Source organism: Phenylobacterium sp., assembly GCF_016124325.1.
Classification (GTDB): Bacteria; Pseudomonadota; Alphaproteobacteria; order Caulobacterales; family Caulobacteraceae; genus Phenylobacterium.
The window spans coordinates 145916-160411 of sequence record NZ_WGNY01000006.1 but is presented as its reverse complement, the minus strand read 5'-3'; the positions used below and the strand labels follow the sequence as shown (position 1 = coordinate 160411).

The following is a 14496-nucleotide window of genomic DNA, read 5'->3' as shown; positions in this document are numbered from 1 at the left end:
TCAGACCGCCAGGATCGGCGTATAGGCGCGGATGCGGTCCGGCTGCTCGTCCAGCGCCAGGTCCTCGCATTGAAGCCAGCAGTGGGCGTGGAAGGGCCAGGTGCGCACGCCGAACACCCAGAGCGCGTCCAGGCCGCGTCGGCGAAGCATCCTGGCGAGCACAAAGGAACGCAGCAGGCACTTGCCGCTCGCGGGCAGGTAGGGGCTCCACCGGTGGAATTGATCCACGGCCTCGAGAAGGGCGGCCGAGACCCGGGGCGGCGCGGCGCGGTCGCGTCGCACGGCGGCGACTATGTCGTGGAAGGGCCGGCGATGGTAGTGCAGGCGCAGGTCGAGGAGGGCGGACACCATCTCCACTCCGTCGATCGGAACCGGCTGCGGATAGGCGTCCTTCAGGGCGCTCTGGCGGGGCGGATCGGGGCAGGGCTGTGGCGGCGGGGCGTCGGCGTGGCGGCCGATCAGGCCCGCCGCGCGAAGTTCGGCGGCCAGGTCCGCGTTGGCGACGTCCACGGTGCGCGACCCGGGCCTGAGGCCCAGGTCGCCCGCGCCACCGGGCAGGCAGACATAGGTGTCGTGTCGCACGTCGAGGAAGACGATGTCGCCGTCGACGTCGGCAGCGCTCACATCGACGCAGAGGCGCCAGGGCGAGGGGGAGGCGGGCGTCATCAAAGTCGAAGCCCCGCGCCCGGCCTGTGGGCCAGGCGCGGGGTCCGCGGCCTATTCGCCGAAACCGTTGTCGGGCTCGCCTTCCTGATCGCCGATCAGGTTGGCATTTGTGACGGCCTTGGCGCCGCCCAGGCAGATGAGGCGGCTGACCGGGATCGACAGGTGCTTGGACATCACGTCCTCCGGTTCGAGACGTCGCCGGATCGACGACGGGGGCCAGACTCGGACCTGATTCCGATATACTCAAACTATATCGGAATATATTTTGATATATTATCAGAGAACTTCCGCGCCGGGCGGCGCGAGCTGTCGGGCCAGCGCTTCTGCGAGGGCGATGCGGCGCTGATGGTAGGCATCGATCGCGGCCGCGCGCGCCCGGCTCGAGTTCCCCAACTGAAACAACGTCCGGGCTTCCTGCGTCAGGTCGTCCAGGAGACGCGGCTCGGCGCGCCGGGCCGGGGCGAGCCGCGTGGCGACGCCCCGGTACTGCGCGGCGACGACGCGGGATCCCGACGCCGCCGCCCAGGACCGGAACAGCCGGTCCACCTGGCGGACGGGGTCTGCCTCGAGGTCCAGGTCGGGCGCCATGAGGCGGCGCTCGTCGCGAGCGAGTTCCTCCGCGAGGAGGAGCAGGCGCTGGCTGATCGCGTAGAGGGCCGCGATGTCCGGGCCGGAGAGCTCGGCGACATAGTAGCCGGCGCCGCGGCGCTCTTCGAGCACGCCTTCGCCGGCCAGCCGGGAGAGCGCTTCGCGCACGGGCGTGGCGCTGAGCTTCAGGCTGTCGGCGACCTCCCGGGCCGTTACCCGTCCGCCCGGCGCCAGCCGGCCATCGCGCAGCCGCGTTCGCAGCTCGATCAACGCCTGCCGGAACGGCTCCGGCCGCTCTGCCATCATCGGAGGTCTCCGCACTGCCGGCCTGGATCGGCCAGTCAAGGCGTCGGCATCTGGGATGGCAAGCTGGATATATTCAAGATTTTGAGTTGTCCTTGGGATGGACCGCGAATCTCGGGTCCTTGCGGAAGAATTCCTGCCGCTGACGGGTCGATTTTCGAACATCTGCATTTCAAACCTGTTCAAAACGCAGGTTGAGACGGCTAGTGGACCTTCACGCGCGCCTTCGGACCCCATCGCCCTTCGAGCTCTTGGCGCAGAGCGTCGATCTCGGCCTCCAGCGCTGCGAAGGTCGCCAGATCGGCGTCGCGCGCCTGGGCGAGCAGGACCAAGCAGCGGTCGACGATCGCGCGGGCCTGGGGCGAGTCTCGGACCCGCAGCCGCAGGTCGACGAAATAGAGCAGCGCCTGGTCGAGCGATGTCGCCATGGACCCTCCATGGAGCGGTGTTCGCAGAACCGCAAGGTGGAACCCGCGGGGCGCCGTCGCGTCACCGATCGTGTGGCGCCAACCCCGTCGCCGATGTCACGAAGCACATCACAGATGCCCCGTGCGCCGCAGAGGACGCTGGGGTTCAGATGCCTGACGTCGGGTCGCCCGCTTGGTCCGCGCTGGGCCTGCCGCTCCGGGCGCACCGCGCCGCGGGCGCAGACCCCTTTTAGGGGAACCGACACGCGTCCCCCGGCGGTGCGGCGCCTGCGCCCGCCGAGCCACGCGCCGCCTTGCGACAAGACGTGCGGGGCGTATCCCGGTAAGGGAACCTCAAGACGCTGGCGCGACCCTCCGCGCCATGCGTATCAGCACCATCACCAAACGTGCCTATGCCGCGACGCTGCTGCTCACCGGCCTGTCCGCTTGGGCGTTCCTCGCGGCGGCCTAAGCTGCGGCCAACGAACGCGCGGCGCTCGAGCAGCACCTGGCGTTTGGCATGGCCGCGGAGGATCTCTCCCAGGGTGCGAGCGCGTTGACCAACACCGCGCGCCTCTACGCCATGAGCGGCGCCTCGCGCCATTTGGCGGCGTTCATGCACGAGGCGGGTGTCGTGCGCCAGCGCGACCGGACGCTGAAGCAGGTGCGGCGCATGGATCCAGCCGCCGCCGAACGCACGGCGATAGACCAGGCCGAGCGCCACCTCGGCGAACTCGACGAACTCGAAGCGCGCGCCGTGGCGGCGGCGCAGGACGGCGAAGCCGAACAGGCCCAGCAGGCGTTTTTTGGACCGGACCACAAGCGGGCCTTGGCGGCCGTCGTCGGCGGGCTCGATCACTTCCGCGCGTTGGTCTCGGCGCGCACTCTTGCCGAAATGCGCGCCGCCCAGCAGGAGAGCGACTGCGCCGCCGCGGTGGCCAAGATCATGCTGGCTCTCACCGCCTTCGTGTTCCTGGCGGTGCTCTACTTCGTCCTGCGCCGCCGGGTGTCGCGCCCGCTGGCCCGCTTGACCGGCGTCGTCCTGCGGCTCGCGCGCCAGGACTATGCAGTCGAGGTCCCGCCCGACCGGCGTCGCGACGAGATCGGCGATATCACCCAGGCGGTTCGGGTGTTCCGCGAGAACGGCCTGGAACGCGAGCGGCTGGAGGCCGAGCGGCGCGCCGACCAGCGGGTCAAGCATTGCATCCTGCAGATGACCCATCGGCTGCAGGCCTGCGGCGCCATCGATGAGCTCGCTGGCGTCGTGGCGTGCTTCGCCCCGCAGGCGTTCCCCGATCTCTCCGGCCGCCTTTACGTCCTCGAAGGACCGGGCCAAATTCTCGTCGCCGTGGCGATGTGGCGCGAACCCCGCGGCGGGTCCGAGGCCTTTCCGCCCACCGCCCGCTGGGGCGTGCGCCGCGGACGCCGCCACGGCCGAAGCGCGCATGGCGGCGGCGTGCCCTGTCCGCACGCCGACCTCGCCGATATCGCGACACACTGCGCACCACTGACCGCGCAGGGCGAGACGATCGTCCTGCTCTATTTCGAAACGCCGGCGGGGCGTGACGGCGCGCCCGGCGCAGACCATCCGTTCCTCGACCTCATGTGCGACCACGTCGCCCTGGCGCTCGCCAATCTTCGCCTGCGCCAGCGTCTGGCGGATCTGGCCGACAGGGACGGCCTCACTGGGCTCTTCAACCGTCGTCGCCTCGACCATGCGCTCGCCGCGTTGCGGTCGAACACCCAAGTCGCCTGCATCATAGCCGACATCGACCACTTCCAACGGTTCAACGACCAATTCGGCCACGACGCGGGTGATGTCGTCATGCAGCACGTCGCCCAGATTCTGGCCGAGGCGACCGAAGGGCTCGCCGCCGCCTACCGCTTCGGGGGCGAGGAATTCACCCTGCTGCTGCCGAGCTTGAACGCGACGCGGGCGCGCGAGCTGGCCGAGACGGTGCGCGGCCGCGTGAGCGAAGCCCGCCTCAGTCACAACGGGCGGCTTCTGGGGCGCATCACCCTATCGCTCGGCGTCGCCGACGCCCCAGGCGGCGGCTCGGCCTCCTCCTTGATCCAAAGGGCGGACGCGGCCCTATTGCGGGCCAAGGGCGAGGAGCGCGATCGCACCGTCCTCGCCGGCCCGCAGCCGACGGAGATTTCGGCCGCTTGAAGGCTCCGAGCCGACGCGGGCAAGCTCCGCCAGAGGAGCGCCGGTCGCTGGGGTTGTAGCCCTGTGTTTGTCCGGAATGCGCGCATGCGCCCTGATATGGCGGCATCGCTGAGGGTCCCGTAGGACCTCGACGCGACGCGTTCGCACAAGCCGCGCCTCATGCGGCTGGCCTTGGACGGATTGGCGGGGTTCAGCGATCAGGCTGGACCAGGACGCCGCGCGAACGATCCGCAAGGCAGAGATGGCCCAATCCGCCGTCCTGGCCGAGCGCTTCATCGTCGAACGTGCCGATTGCCACGAAGCGGCGCCCCCGAATGGGGGACGCGGGCGGCGGAGGCGGGGCGCTGGCTGGCGCCGGACAATCCAGGGGTCCTGTACGTGACCTTCAAGACCGCCGCCAACGCCACCGTGCTGGCGACGGCCCTTTTGATCCCGGCCGCCGCCCACGCCGCGGTCAATCCGACCATAGCTTCGCCCTCGACGGTGACCTGAGCGACAGCGTCGGCAGCGGCGCGACCCTGGGCCTCGTGGGCGCCGGGACGCTGGGGGCGAGCGGGCTCACCTTCTCCGCGGGCCAGGGCCTGTCGCTGACCGGGGCCTTTGCCGCCCCGGCGGCCTATTCTGTGGAGCTGTACTTCCGCTTCGACAGCGGCGGCGCCTGGAAGTAACGCAAGCGGCTACTGAACAGTGCTGGCCGACAATCGAGAATGGTTATTCCGTCTGTCTCAGGGCAATGCGCCTCCGATCAGGGATGGACTGCCGACTGCATGAGCCCCAGCATTGCAGGGCGGCGCCCCTAGGGCGTCCTGTTTGCCCCCTCTCGTAGTGTCTTGACGTGTTTCGCGCACGCCGCGCTTGGAATCCGCCTTGCGAGACGTGTAGCTAGCTTCAACGACAACGAAACGAACGTTTGAGGGAGCGCAATGATGGATCTCAAACCCGGGTCCCGGTGGCGCAGCACGGTGTGCGATGTCGAGCTGGTGGTGATCCGTCCGCCGAAGTCGCCCGCGACGCTGGAGTGCGGCGGCTATCAGGTGATTCCGCACGGCGAGGCGCGTCCTGAGGGGCGGAGCATCGCCGAGGACTTCGCCGGGGGCAGCCAGGCCGGCAAGCGCTACGCCGACGACGAGACGGGGCTCGAGGTCCTGTGCACCAAGGCCGGCGCCGGGACCCTGACGATCGGCGGTCGCCCGATCGGGGCCAAGGAAGCCAAGAAGCTGCCGGCCTCGGACTGAGCGGCCCATGCATACCGCGCTTCTGCTCGATATGGCCGCCGATGCCGCGCCGGAGCGGCTGGCGTTGGGACGGCGTGACGAGGGGCTGAGCTTCGCTGAGGTCCGGCGTCGTGCGCACCATGGCGCGGCGTGGCTGGAGGCCCTGGGCGGCGGCACGGTGGTGTTCGTGGGCCTGAACGGGCCGACGCTGCCGGTGGCGTTCTTCGCGGCGGGGATGCTGGCCCGCCCGTTCGCGCCGCTGAACTACCGCCTGCCCGACGCCGACCTGCGCAAGCTGCTCGGCCGCACCGCGCCGTCGGTGGCGATCGTGGACGACGACATGGTCGCCCGCCTCGGGAGCTGCGAAGGCGTGACGATCGTCTCGCGCAGCGCCTTCGAGGCCGCCTGCCGGGTGCACGGCGACTGCGACGCCGAGTTCCTCGACGTGGACCATGACATCGCCGTGCTGCTGTTCACCAGCGGCACGACCGGCGAACCCAAGGCGGCGATCCTGCGGCATCGCAACCTCACGTCCTACGTCATCTCCACGGTGGAGTTCCTGGGCGCGGAGGAGGGCGAGGCGGCGCTGGTGAGCGTCCCGCCCTACCACATCGCCGGCATATCCGCCGTCCTGACCGGCGCCTATTCCGGACGGCGCATCGTCCACCTGGACGCCTTCACGGCCGAGGCGTGGGTCGATGTGGCCGCCGCGGAGGGGATCACCCACGCGATGGTCGTGCCCACGATGCTGGGCCGCATTCTCGACGTCCTGGAAGCGCGTGGCGAGAGCCTGCCGGAGATGAAGGCCATCTCGTACGGCGGCGGCCGCATGCCGTTGCCAGTGATCGAGCGCGCGCTCACCCTGCTTCCGCACGTGGACTTCGCCAACGCCTACGGCCTCACCGAGACGTCCTCGACGATCTCGATCCTCGGCCCCGATGATCACCGTATGGCGATCTACTCCGACGAGGAGGTCGCGCGCCGCCGGCTGGGCTCGGTGGGCAAGCCCCTGCCCAATCTGGAGGTCGAGATCCGCGGGCCGGATGGGGCGGTGCTCGGGCCCAACCAGCCGGGCGAGATCTACGTTCGGGGCGAGCAGGTCTCGGGCGAATACGCCCACAAGAAGATGCTGCAGGATGACGGCTGGTTTCCCACCAACGACGGCGGCTTCATGGACGAGGAGGGCTACCTCTTCGTCGAGGGGCGGCTGGACGACGTGATCGTCCGCGGCGGCGAGAATATTTCGCCGGGCGAGATCGAGGACGTGCTGCGCGCCCACCCCGGCGTCTCGGACGTGGCCGTCCTGGGCGTGCCCGATGACCAGTGGGGGGAGACGGTGGCCGCCGCGGTGGTGGCGCATCAGCCCGCGCCGTCCACCGACGAGCTCGCCGCCTGGGTCAGGGCGCGGCTGCGCTCGACCAAGACGCCGGAGGTCTGGGCGTTCCGCGAGGCGCTGCCGTACAATGACACCGGCAAGCTGCTCCGCCGGCAGCTGAAGGCCGAGATGGCGAAGGCGCGCGCGCCCGCCTGATCCGGAGGACCAGTGTGATCTCGCCGGACGATCGCCTCCTCGCCGATCTGGTCGAACTGGGCGGCGCGGGGCTGTCGGTCACGGAATTCGGCGCGGAGACCGCCCCCCCGACGGGCGCCGGCGTCGTTCGCGTCGGGGTTCATCGGGAAGGCCCGCGGCCGCCTGCGCTGGAGGCTTTTGACATCCTGATCAGCGCCGACCCGTCGGCGCCCCGGCCCTGGGTCGGCCTCCCGGCCGCCGGCATCGATCCGGCGCTGGAGGCGCTCGCGCGCGCCGTCGCGGCGCAGCCTGTGGCCGCCGCCGCCGCCGCGCAGGTGCTGCGCACGAGCCTGCTGCTGTCGTTCGGCCAGGCCCTGGCGCAGGAATCCATCGCCTATTCGATGCTGCTGGCCTCGGGCGGCTTCCGCGGGTGGCGCGAGAGCCATCCCCCCAGAGAGCGGCTTCCCGACCCCGAGCCGCGCGTCCGGATCGAGACGGGCGACGCCAGGCTCGAACTCATCCTCGACCGGCCCGCGCGACGCAACGCCTTCGATGCTCGGATGCGCGACGAGCTCGTCGAGGCGCTGTCGTTTGCGCTGGAACACCCCGATGCGCCGCCCGTGGCCGTGAGCGGCGAGGGACCCGCCTTCAGCGCGGGGGGCGATCTGGACGAGTTCGGCCGCGCCGGGGACGTGGGTGACGCCCACCTGATCCGGACCCTGCGGTCTCCGGCGCGGCTCGTGCGGGAGCTGGGCGAACGGTGCGTGGTCCGGCTGCACGGGGCGTGCGTCGGCGCCGGAATCGAGGTGTCGGCCGCCGCGCACCGGATCGCCGCGCGACCGGGCGCGGTGTTCCGCCTGCCGGAGGTGGGCATGGGCCTGATCCCCGGCGCGGGCGGCACGGCCACGATCCCACGACGGATCGGGCGCCGGCGCACGGCGTTCATGGCCCTATCCGGCGCCGAGGTCGACCTCGCCACCGCGCTGGCCTGGGGACTGGTCGACGAGATCGCGGCGTGAGCCCGATCGCGCCGGTCGTGGCCGCCCTGTCCGCCGAGGTCGCGGCCCTGACCGCGCGGCTCGGCCGGCGGGTCGATGTCGAGGGTCTGGGCGTGACGGATCGCGCGGGCCAGCTTGCGCTGGGACCGCCGGGTAGGCTCATCTCGCCCAACCGCGCATGCCGCCTGTTTCGCGCGGCCGACGGCTGGATGGCGCTCAATCTGGCGCGACAGGAGGATCGCGACCTGATCCCGGCCTGGCTGGGCTGCGAGTTCGGGTCCGATCCGTGGGAGACGATCTCGACCCATGCCGGCGACCAGGCCTGTTTGGATCTCGTCGAGCGGGCCGCGCTGCTGGGACTGCCGGCGGCGATCGTCGGCGAGACCACCCCCTCGTCGCTCGCCGCGCCGCGGCGGCCCATGGCGCCTGGCGGTCGCCGGCCCGATCGCGCGGTGCGCGTCGTCGACCTCTCGGCCTTGTGGGCGGGGCCCATGTGCGGCGCCATCCTGGCGGCCATGGGCGCCGAGGTCACCCGGATCGACAGCGTGCGGCGCCCGGACCCGATGTCTGGATCGACGCCCGAGTTCTTTCGCCGCCTGAATGGGGCCAAGCGGTTCCTTCCGCTGGATCTTCCGGCCCGCGAGGGGAGGGAGCGGCTCCGGGACGAGATCCTGGCCGCCGACGTCCTGGTCACGGGCTTCCGGCCCCGGGCCCTGCCGGGGCTTGGATTGGATGTGGATCGCATCTTCGCGGCCAATCCCGCGCTCGTCTGGGTGGCGATCACCGGACACGGCTGGGCGGGCCCAGGCGCGGAACGCGTGGGGTTCGGCGACGACGCGGCGGCGGCGGGCGGCCTCGTGCGATGGACGGCCGGCGGCGAGCCGCGGTTCCTCGGCGACGCGCTCGCTGACCCCGTCACCGGCCTCGTGGCGGCGATCGGGGCGCTAGAATCGCTTGCGGAAGGGGGAGGCGAACTGGTGGACGCTGCCCTTGCGAGGTGCGCCGCGGGCGCGGCGTCGCAGCTCGGCTTGCGGCCGATTCCCGAGATCGGAGCTCGATAAAACCCTCTCCAGGCGTTGTCCGCGCCGCGAGATTCCCGCTGCCGGGGAGCCGGCTTGCGCCCTTCCGACGCCAGCGTTGAACTCGGCGGCGTTGGGGGAAGGCGACGTCACCGCGACGGGCGCTATGAACAGCCGCGGGTGGGGTCGCCGTGTCGACAGTCACGACATTCGACGCCCTGTTGTCGGGCTACACGTGGAACGGCTTGGGTGTTTCCGGCCAGCCCACGTTCCTCACCTACTCGTTCGACACGGCGCCGGCGACGTCGCTCGGCGCCGTCTTTCCCCAACCGTTCCTGGACAGCTTCCGCGCCTTCACAAGCCCCGAGCAGGCGCTCGCGCGACTGGCCTTGCAGACCTGGGCCGACGCCAGCGGGCTGACGCTGTTCGAAGCGCCCGCGGGACAGGGCGACATTCGCTTCGGCGCGTACGACTTCAGCCTGGCGCCGGCCGACTATCGCGACGACATCGGCTACGCCTTCAACCCGTTCGTTGTCGACATTCCCGATGGCGCCTGGGAGGAGGACACCGGCGGCGACGTCTTCGTCCAGTCGGGCCAGGTGCGTTTCGACGTGCTGCTGCACGAGATCGGCCATGCGCTGGGCCTGAAGCACCCGTTCGATGGCGACGTCGTGCTCGACGCGTCGATCGACGATCTGGCCCACACGGTGATGACCTACAACTCGCTGGGCGGCCCGGCGACAGGGCTCGGCGCGCTGGACCTCGAAGCGGTGCGGAGCCTCTACGGCCCGCAGGCCGCGGACGGGACGCAGGTCGCGAGCTGGTCGTGGGATCCTGTCCAGTTCGTCCTGACCCAGTCGGGCGACGACCGGGACAATCGCATCGCTGGCGTCGGGGTCGCGGACAACATCAGCGCGGGCGGCGGCGACGACTACGTCATGGCGCGCGGCGGGGCGGACGTGATCGACGGCGGGGACGGGGCCGATACGCTCGCGGGCGGGGATGGCGAGGACACGATCGACGGCGGCGCCGGGAACGATGTCATCGACGGGGATGACGGCGACGACCTGATCCGCGGCGGCGCGGGCGACGACCGCATGTGGGGCGTCACGGGGCGCGACACGCTCGAGGGCGGAGATGGCGACGACCTCCTGGTCGCGAGCGCCGACGGCGGACAGCTGCTCGGCGGCGCGGGCCACGACATCCTGGTGATCGCCGGGCCCGGCGTCGTCGTCGACGGCGGGGATGGTTTCGACGAACTCTGGCTCTCGGCGCGCTCGTCCGCCGGGGTCTCGCTGAGCTACGCCGATCTGGCGGCGGGCGGCGGTTCCTACACCGGCATCGAGGCGGTGGCCCTGTTCGGCGGTGCGGGCGGCGACACGCTTCAGGGCGGCGCGCTGCCGGATGACCTGGTGGGGCAGGACGGAGCGGACTGGCTCGCCGGCGGGGCGGCCGACGACCAGCTGTATGGCGACGGCGGCGACGACACGCTCCTCGGCGGCGATGGCGCCGACACCCTCTCCGGCGGCGAAGGGGCCAACTACCTGCGTGGGGACGACGGCGCGGACAGCATTGTGGGCGGCGCCGGCTTCGACGACATCAACGGCAACATGGGCGACGACACCGCCGCGGGCGGCGCCGGCGACGACTGGGTCGTGGGCGGCAAGGACGACGACAGCCTGCGCGGCGAGGCGGGGGACGACATCGTCTACGGCAACCTTGGCGACGACACCTGCGATGGCGGCGACGGGAATGACATCGTTCGCGGCGGCCAGAACGACGACGTGATCCGAGGCGGGGCCGGCGACGACTTTCTTTCCGGCGACAAGGGCGACGACACCATCACCGGCGGGGCGGGCGCGGACCTGTTCCACACCTTCGGCGACGCCGGCGTCGACCGGGTGCTGGACTTCCACGTCGCGGAAGGCGATCGGGTGATGCTCGACTCCGGGACACAATATCAGGTCGCCCAGATCGGCGGCGACACCGTCATCACCATGGTCGGTGGCGGACAGATGGTGCTGGTGGGGGTTGCGCTGGCCGACCTGCCGCCGGGTTGGATCTTCGGCGCCTAGAACACGTTGAGATCGGGCGCCGCCTGCCCGCTGAACCGTTCTCCAGGCTCAACAGCGTGGCGCGCGTTCGAGCGGCGAGGCCGCCCGCGCCGTCGTCTATGCCGCCGTCAGCAGCGGCCGTTCGAGAACGGCGACGAACGAATCCCGCCAGGCCGTCACGTTCTCCTTGCGCACGCCTTTGGCGAGAGCTTCCCACCGCGCCTTCCGCTCCTCGAGCGGCATCGAGAGGCCCCGGCGGATGGCCTCGGCGACGTCCTCGCGGCTGACCGGATTGACGATCAGCGCCTCGGGCATCTGCGGCGCGGCGCCGGCGAACTCCGACAGGATCAGCACGCCGGGATCGTCGGGGTCCTGGGCGGCCACGTATTCCTTGGCCACCAGGTTCATCCCGTCGCGCAGCGGCGTCACCAGGCCGATGTCGGCCGCCCGATAGATTCCGGCCAACTCGTCGCGCCGGTAGGGGCGGTTGACGTAGCGCAGCGGCACCCAGTCCACGCTCGCGAACGCCCCGTTGATCCGCCCGCTGACGGTGTCCAGCCGCTCCCGCAGGTCCTGATAGGCGTCCACCTCCTCCCGGCTGAGGATGGCGATCTGCAGCATCAGCACATGTTCGTGCAGTTCCGGGTGGTCGGTGAGCAGCTGTTCGTAGGCCAGGAATCGCTCCTCAAGGCCCTTGGAGTAGTCCAGCCGATCGACGCCGAGGATCGTCTTGCGGCCGGCGGCGCTCACCCTCATCCGCTCGCGATAGGACTCCGCGGCCGGCGAGCGGACCGCGGCGTCGAACGCCTCGGCGTCGATGCCGATCGGGAAGGCGCCGATCCTCGTGGTCTTGCCCCGCGCCTGCACGACGCCGTCCTCGCTGACGGTCCCGCCGAGCGTATGGACCACGTAGTCCGCAAAGGCGTCGCAGGAGTCTTCGGTCTGGAAGCCGATCAGGTCGTAGTCCAGGAGCGCCTCAACCAGCTGCCGATGCTTGGGCAGGGTGGTGAACGTGCGTCGGCCGGGCCAGGGAATATGGAGGAAGAAGCCGATCCGGTTCTTCACGCCGAGCCGCCGGAGTTCCTGGGCCAGCAGGAGCAGGTGGTAGTCGTGCACCCAGACGAGATCGTCCGCCTCGATCAGGGGACGCACGCCTTGCGCGAACCGCCCGTTCACCCGCTCGTAGCCGACCCCGAACGACCGCTCGTAGGCCGTCAGATCGGTGCGATAGTGGAATAGGGGCCAAAGCGTCTTGTTGGCGTAGCCGTTGTAGTATTCCTGCCGATCCTGCTCATCGAGGTCGATGGTGGCGACGGTCACGCCGCCGATCCGGTCGATCGAGAGTTGACCTGTGTAGGTTTCGGCGGTTTCGCCGCTCCAGCCGAACCAAATGCCGGAGTATTCCCGGAGGGCGGCGGCCAGGGCCATGGCCAGGCCGCCGCTGGTGGCCACGCTCGGATCGGTCGGCGGATTCACCCGGTTCGAGATCACGATCAGCCGGTTCATGGGGCCGCCTCCAGCTCGAAACGGCCCGTGTCCAGGCCGCGTGCGATCCAGGCCACGACGCCGGCCGGATCCTCAAGGCGGCCCTGCGCCTTTGTGGGCCTGGGCTGGCCCACCAGCAGGCCCGCGCCGCCCAGCCGCCGGGCTTCGGCGAAGGCGGGTTCGTCGGTGAGGTCGTCGCCGACGAACAGCGGCCGCGCGCCCCGGAACGGCGCTTCCAGCATGAAGCGGCGGATCGCGGTGGCCTTGTTGGGCCCTGGAGTCCGCAGTTCCGCCACGGCCTTGCCGAGCTGCAGGTCCAGGCCGCTCGCCTGGGCGATCCGCTCCACCGCCTCAAGCACCGCCGCCTCGGCCGAGGCCGCCTTGCGGTAGTGGATCGCCACGCTTGGGCCCTTCGTCTCGACGAGGAGGCCAGGCGTCTTGCGGGCGAGCGCCTCCAGCGTCGCGGCGGCCTGGGCCACCCGCGCATGCGGCGGCTTTTCGAACACTTCGCCCAACGCGTTGCGCCGTTGCAGGCCATGGACGCCGGCGACGCACAGCACCGCGCCGCCGAGGATATTGTCGACGACGTCGATCGTGCGGCCGCTCACGATGGCGACGCGTCCCGCCAGCCGCTCCCGCGCGCGCGCCAGGACCTCGCGGCACGCATCATCCACGCGCGCCTCCGACGGGACTTCCACGATCGGCGCCAGGGTTCCATCCAGGTCGAGGAACAGGGCGGTCTCGGCGGCGTCCCAGACTGTCCGGGGGGGCGTCTTCGTCCGTGTCAGCATCAATGCGCGGCCAGTTCGCTGAGCTGCCCTTCCGGCAGGACGAGCTTCATGTGCGGGAAGGGGATCTCGATGCCGGCGCGGTCGAACGCCTGCTTGATGCGGCGGTTGTATTCGCGTCCCACGGCCCATTGCTGGATGGGCTTGGTCTTGATGCGCGCCTTCAGCACCACGCCGCTGTCGGCCAGGCTGTCCACGCCCATCACCTCGATCGGTTCCAGGATCTTGTCGGCGAAATCCGCGTCTCGCTGCATGCCTTCGCCCACCTCCCGAATGATCCGGAGCGCCTTGTCGATATCGGAGCCATAGGAAATCTGCAGGTTGAAGACGTAGTACGAGAAGGTCTTGGTCAGATTGTGGACGACTTGAGCCTCGCCGTACGGAAAGACGTGGAGGGTCCCGTCCAGGTCGCGCAGGCGGATCGTTCGCAAGGTCATCCGTTCGACCACGCCGGCCGAGTCGCCGATCTTCACGATGTCGCCCACAGAGACGATGTCCTCGATGATCAGGAACACGCCGGTGAGCAGGTCCTTCACAAGGGTCTGAGCTCCGAAGCCCAGGGCGATTCCGACCACGCCGGCTCCGGCGAGCAGCGGTCCGACCTGAACGCCGATCTCGCTCAACGCGGTGAGCGTCGCGACGATGACGATCGCGCTTTGGGCGGCGCCCTTGAGCAGCGGGCTCAGGGTGAGGAGCTGGGCTCTGCGCCGCGGCTCTGCGGCGCGCGCCGCCATGCGATCCAGGGTGCGCCCGATCACGAAGCCGGCCGCCTCAACGGCGATGGCGGCGCCCACCAGCACGAGCGTCAGCCGCAGCGCGGCGCCGGTGATGGCTTCGCCGGGAGCCTCGGCCGCCCAGCCGGCGACATCGAATCCCCAGACCATGGCGACGAGGCCCGCGGCCGCCAACACGAGCGCCGTGCGGACGATCAGCAGGAGCAGGCGTCCGAGCCGACTAGTCCTCACCATCTTGTCGGCGGTGGGCGCGCCCGGCACGTGATGGGAAAGCGCGCGTAGGAAGCTCCCGGCGAGCTGAGCCAGGATCCACGCCCCCACCAGTATGCCGATCGTCAGGCCGGCGTCGACCGCGAGCTCGGACGGCGTCAGGCCGGATAGCGCGGTCCACGCGCTCGCCCACGCGCTCAGTAGCCGCTCACTCGCCGTCATCCGTCCTCTATCTCCTTGCGGTCTTGAGTGTTTGCATATCGGTGTCCCGTCGATCTGAAGGAACACGCGAGAATTCGCGCGTCCGGTCGCCCGCGCGATGTAAACACTTCGAAAATCCGTGCTGTGGC

General features: G+C 70.4%; 14 protein-coding genes. 7 read left to right on the top strand and 7 right to left on the bottom strand.

Translation table 11 applies throughout. From position 1 onward, the window contains the following. The 4 genes from GC203_RS02660 to GC203_RS02645 form a co-directional block, all read right to left on the bottom strand. Window positions 1-666, bottom strand: coding sequence for a lasso peptide biosynthesis B2 protein (locus GC203_RS02660; protein ID WP_293451057.1), 666 nt, complete (start codon window positions 664-666; stop codon window positions 1-3). A gap of 51 nt (window positions 667-717) precedes the next feature. Further along, window positions 718-840 (bottom strand): hypothetical protein, encoded by a 123-nt coding sequence (locus GC203_RS02655; RefSeq protein WP_293451055.1) that lies wholly within the window; start codon window positions 838-840, stop codon window positions 718-720. A gap of 102 nt (window positions 841-942) precedes the next feature. Next, window positions 943-1560: a GntR family transcriptional regulator gene (locus GC203_RS02650; RefSeq protein ID WP_293451053.1), complete on the bottom strand. Its 618-nt coding sequence runs from the start codon at window positions 1558-1560 to the stop codon at window positions 943-945. A gap of 200 nt (window positions 1561-1760) precedes the next feature. After that, window positions 1761-1985 carry a hypothetical protein gene (locus tag GC203_RS02645; protein ID WP_293451051.1) on the bottom strand — a complete coding sequence of 75 codons (225 nt, stop codon included), beginning with the start codon at window positions 1983-1985 and terminating at the stop codon, window positions 1761-1763. 499 nt (window positions 1986-2484) lie between these two features. Here GC203_RS02645 and GC203_RS02640 point away from each other — a divergent pair, with 499 nt between their 5' ends. The 7 genes from GC203_RS02640 to GC203_RS02610 all read left to right on the top strand — a co-directional run bounded on the left by GC203_RS02640 (window position 2485) and on the right by GC203_RS02610 (window position 10950). Continuing rightward, a complete protein-coding gene (locus GC203_RS02640) occupies window positions 2485-4134 on the top strand; it encodes a diguanylate cyclase (protein ID WP_293451049.1) in 1650 nt (549 codons plus the stop codon). A gap of 527 nt (window positions 4135-4661) precedes the next feature. Beyond that, window positions 4662-4802: a hypothetical protein gene (locus tag GC203_RS02635; protein ID WP_293451047.1), complete on the top strand. Its 141-nt coding sequence runs from the start codon at window positions 4662-4664 to the stop codon at window positions 4800-4802. Between the two features lie 258 nt (window positions 4803-5060). Beyond that, window positions 5061-5369 (top strand): hypothetical protein, encoded by a 309-nt coding sequence (locus GC203_RS02630; protein WP_293451045.1) that lies wholly within the window; start codon window positions 5061-5063, stop codon window positions 5367-5369. Window positions 5370-5376: 7 nt separating this feature from the next. After that, the gene (locus GC203_RS02625; protein ID WP_293451043.1) at window positions 5377-6879 is read left to right on the top strand and encodes an AMP-binding protein; all 1503 of its coding nucleotides are present in this window, start codon (window positions 5377-5379) and stop codon (window positions 6877-6879) included. A 14-nt stretch (window positions 6880-6893) separates the two neighbouring features. Continuing rightward, the gene (locus GC203_RS02620) at window positions 6894-7877 is read left to right on the top strand and encodes an enoyl-CoA hydratase/isomerase family protein (protein WP_293451041.1); all 984 of its coding nucleotides are present in this window, start codon (window positions 6894-6896) and stop codon (window positions 7875-7877) included. Further along, window positions 7874-8917, top strand: a complete 1044-nt coding sequence (locus GC203_RS02615) for a CoA transferase (protein ID WP_293451039.1) — start codon at window positions 7874-7876, stop codon at window positions 8915-8917. Before GC203_RS02620 ends, GC203_RS02615 begins: the two co-directional genes overlap by 4 nt. A 149-nt stretch (window positions 8918-9066) precedes the next feature. Beyond that, window positions 9067-10950, top strand: a complete 1884-nt coding sequence (locus GC203_RS02610; RefSeq protein WP_293451038.1) for a hypothetical protein — start codon at window positions 9067-9069, stop codon at window positions 10948-10950. Between the two features lie 96 nt (window positions 10951-11046). Here GC203_RS02610 and otsA read toward each other — a convergent pair whose 3' ends face one another. The 3 genes from otsA to GC203_RS02595 are packed head-to-tail and all read right to left on the bottom strand — an operon-like array spanning window position 11047 to window position 14368. After that, a complete protein-coding gene (gene otsA / locus GC203_RS02605; protein WP_293451036.1) occupies window positions 11047-12435 on the bottom strand; it encodes an alpha,alpha-trehalose-phosphate synthase (UDP-forming) in 1389 nt (462 codons plus the stop codon). Continuing rightward, window positions 12432-13205, bottom strand: a complete 774-nt coding sequence (gene otsB, locus GC203_RS02600) for a trehalose-phosphatase (protein ID WP_293451034.1) — start codon at window positions 13203-13205, stop codon at window positions 12432-12434. Before otsB ends, otsA begins: the two co-directional genes overlap by 4 nt. Further along, complete coding sequence (locus GC203_RS02595) at window positions 13205-14368, bottom strand: mechanosensitive ion channel family protein (RefSeq protein WP_293451032.1); 1164 nt, start codon at window positions 14366-14368, stop codon at window positions 13205-13207. The genes otsB and GC203_RS02595 overlap by 1 nt, the downstream gene beginning before the upstream one ends. Between the last annotated feature and the right edge of the window lie 128 nt (window positions 14369-14496).

Excerpts from the sequence above, each read along its gene's own strand:
- GC203_RS02650 (WP_293451053.1), bottom strand. The coding sequence starts at position 1,560 with ATGATGGCAGAGCGGCCGGAGCCGTTCCGGCAGGCGTTGATCGAGCTG.
- GC203_RS02595 (WP_293451032.1), bottom strand. The coding sequence starts at position 14,368 with ATGACGGCGAGTGAGCGGCTACTGAGCGCGTGGGCGAGCGCGTGGACC.
- otsB (WP_293451034.1), bottom strand. The coding sequence starts at position 13,205 with ATGCTGACACGGACGAAGACGCCCCCCCGGACAGTCTGGGACGCCGCC.
- GC203_RS02655 (WP_293451055.1), bottom strand. The coding sequence starts at position 840 with ATGTCCAAGCACCTGTCGATCCCGGTCAGCCGCCTCATCTGCCTGGGC.
- GC203_RS02640 (WP_293451049.1), top strand. The coding sequence starts at position 2,485 with ATGGCCGCGGAGGATCTCTCCCAGGGTGCGAGCGCGTTGACCAACACC.
- GC203_RS02645 (WP_293451051.1), bottom strand. The coding sequence starts at position 1,985 with ATGGCGACATCGCTCGACCAGGCGCTGCTCTATTTCGTCGACCTGCGG.
- GC203_RS02660 (WP_293451057.1), bottom strand. The coding sequence starts at position 666 with ATGACGCCCGCCTCCCCCTCGCCCTGGCGCCTCTGCGTCGATGTGAGC.
- GC203_RS02630 (WP_293451045.1), top strand. The coding sequence starts at position 5,061 with ATGGATCTCAAACCCGGGTCCCGGTGGCGCAGCACGGTGTGCGATGTC.
- GC203_RS02625 (WP_293451043.1), top strand. The coding sequence starts at position 5,377 with ATGCATACCGCGCTTCTGCTCGATATGGCCGCCGATGCCGCGCCGGAG.
- otsA (WP_293451036.1), bottom strand. The coding sequence starts at position 12,435 with ATGAACCGGCTGATCGTGATCTCGAACCGGGTGAATCCGCCGACCGAT.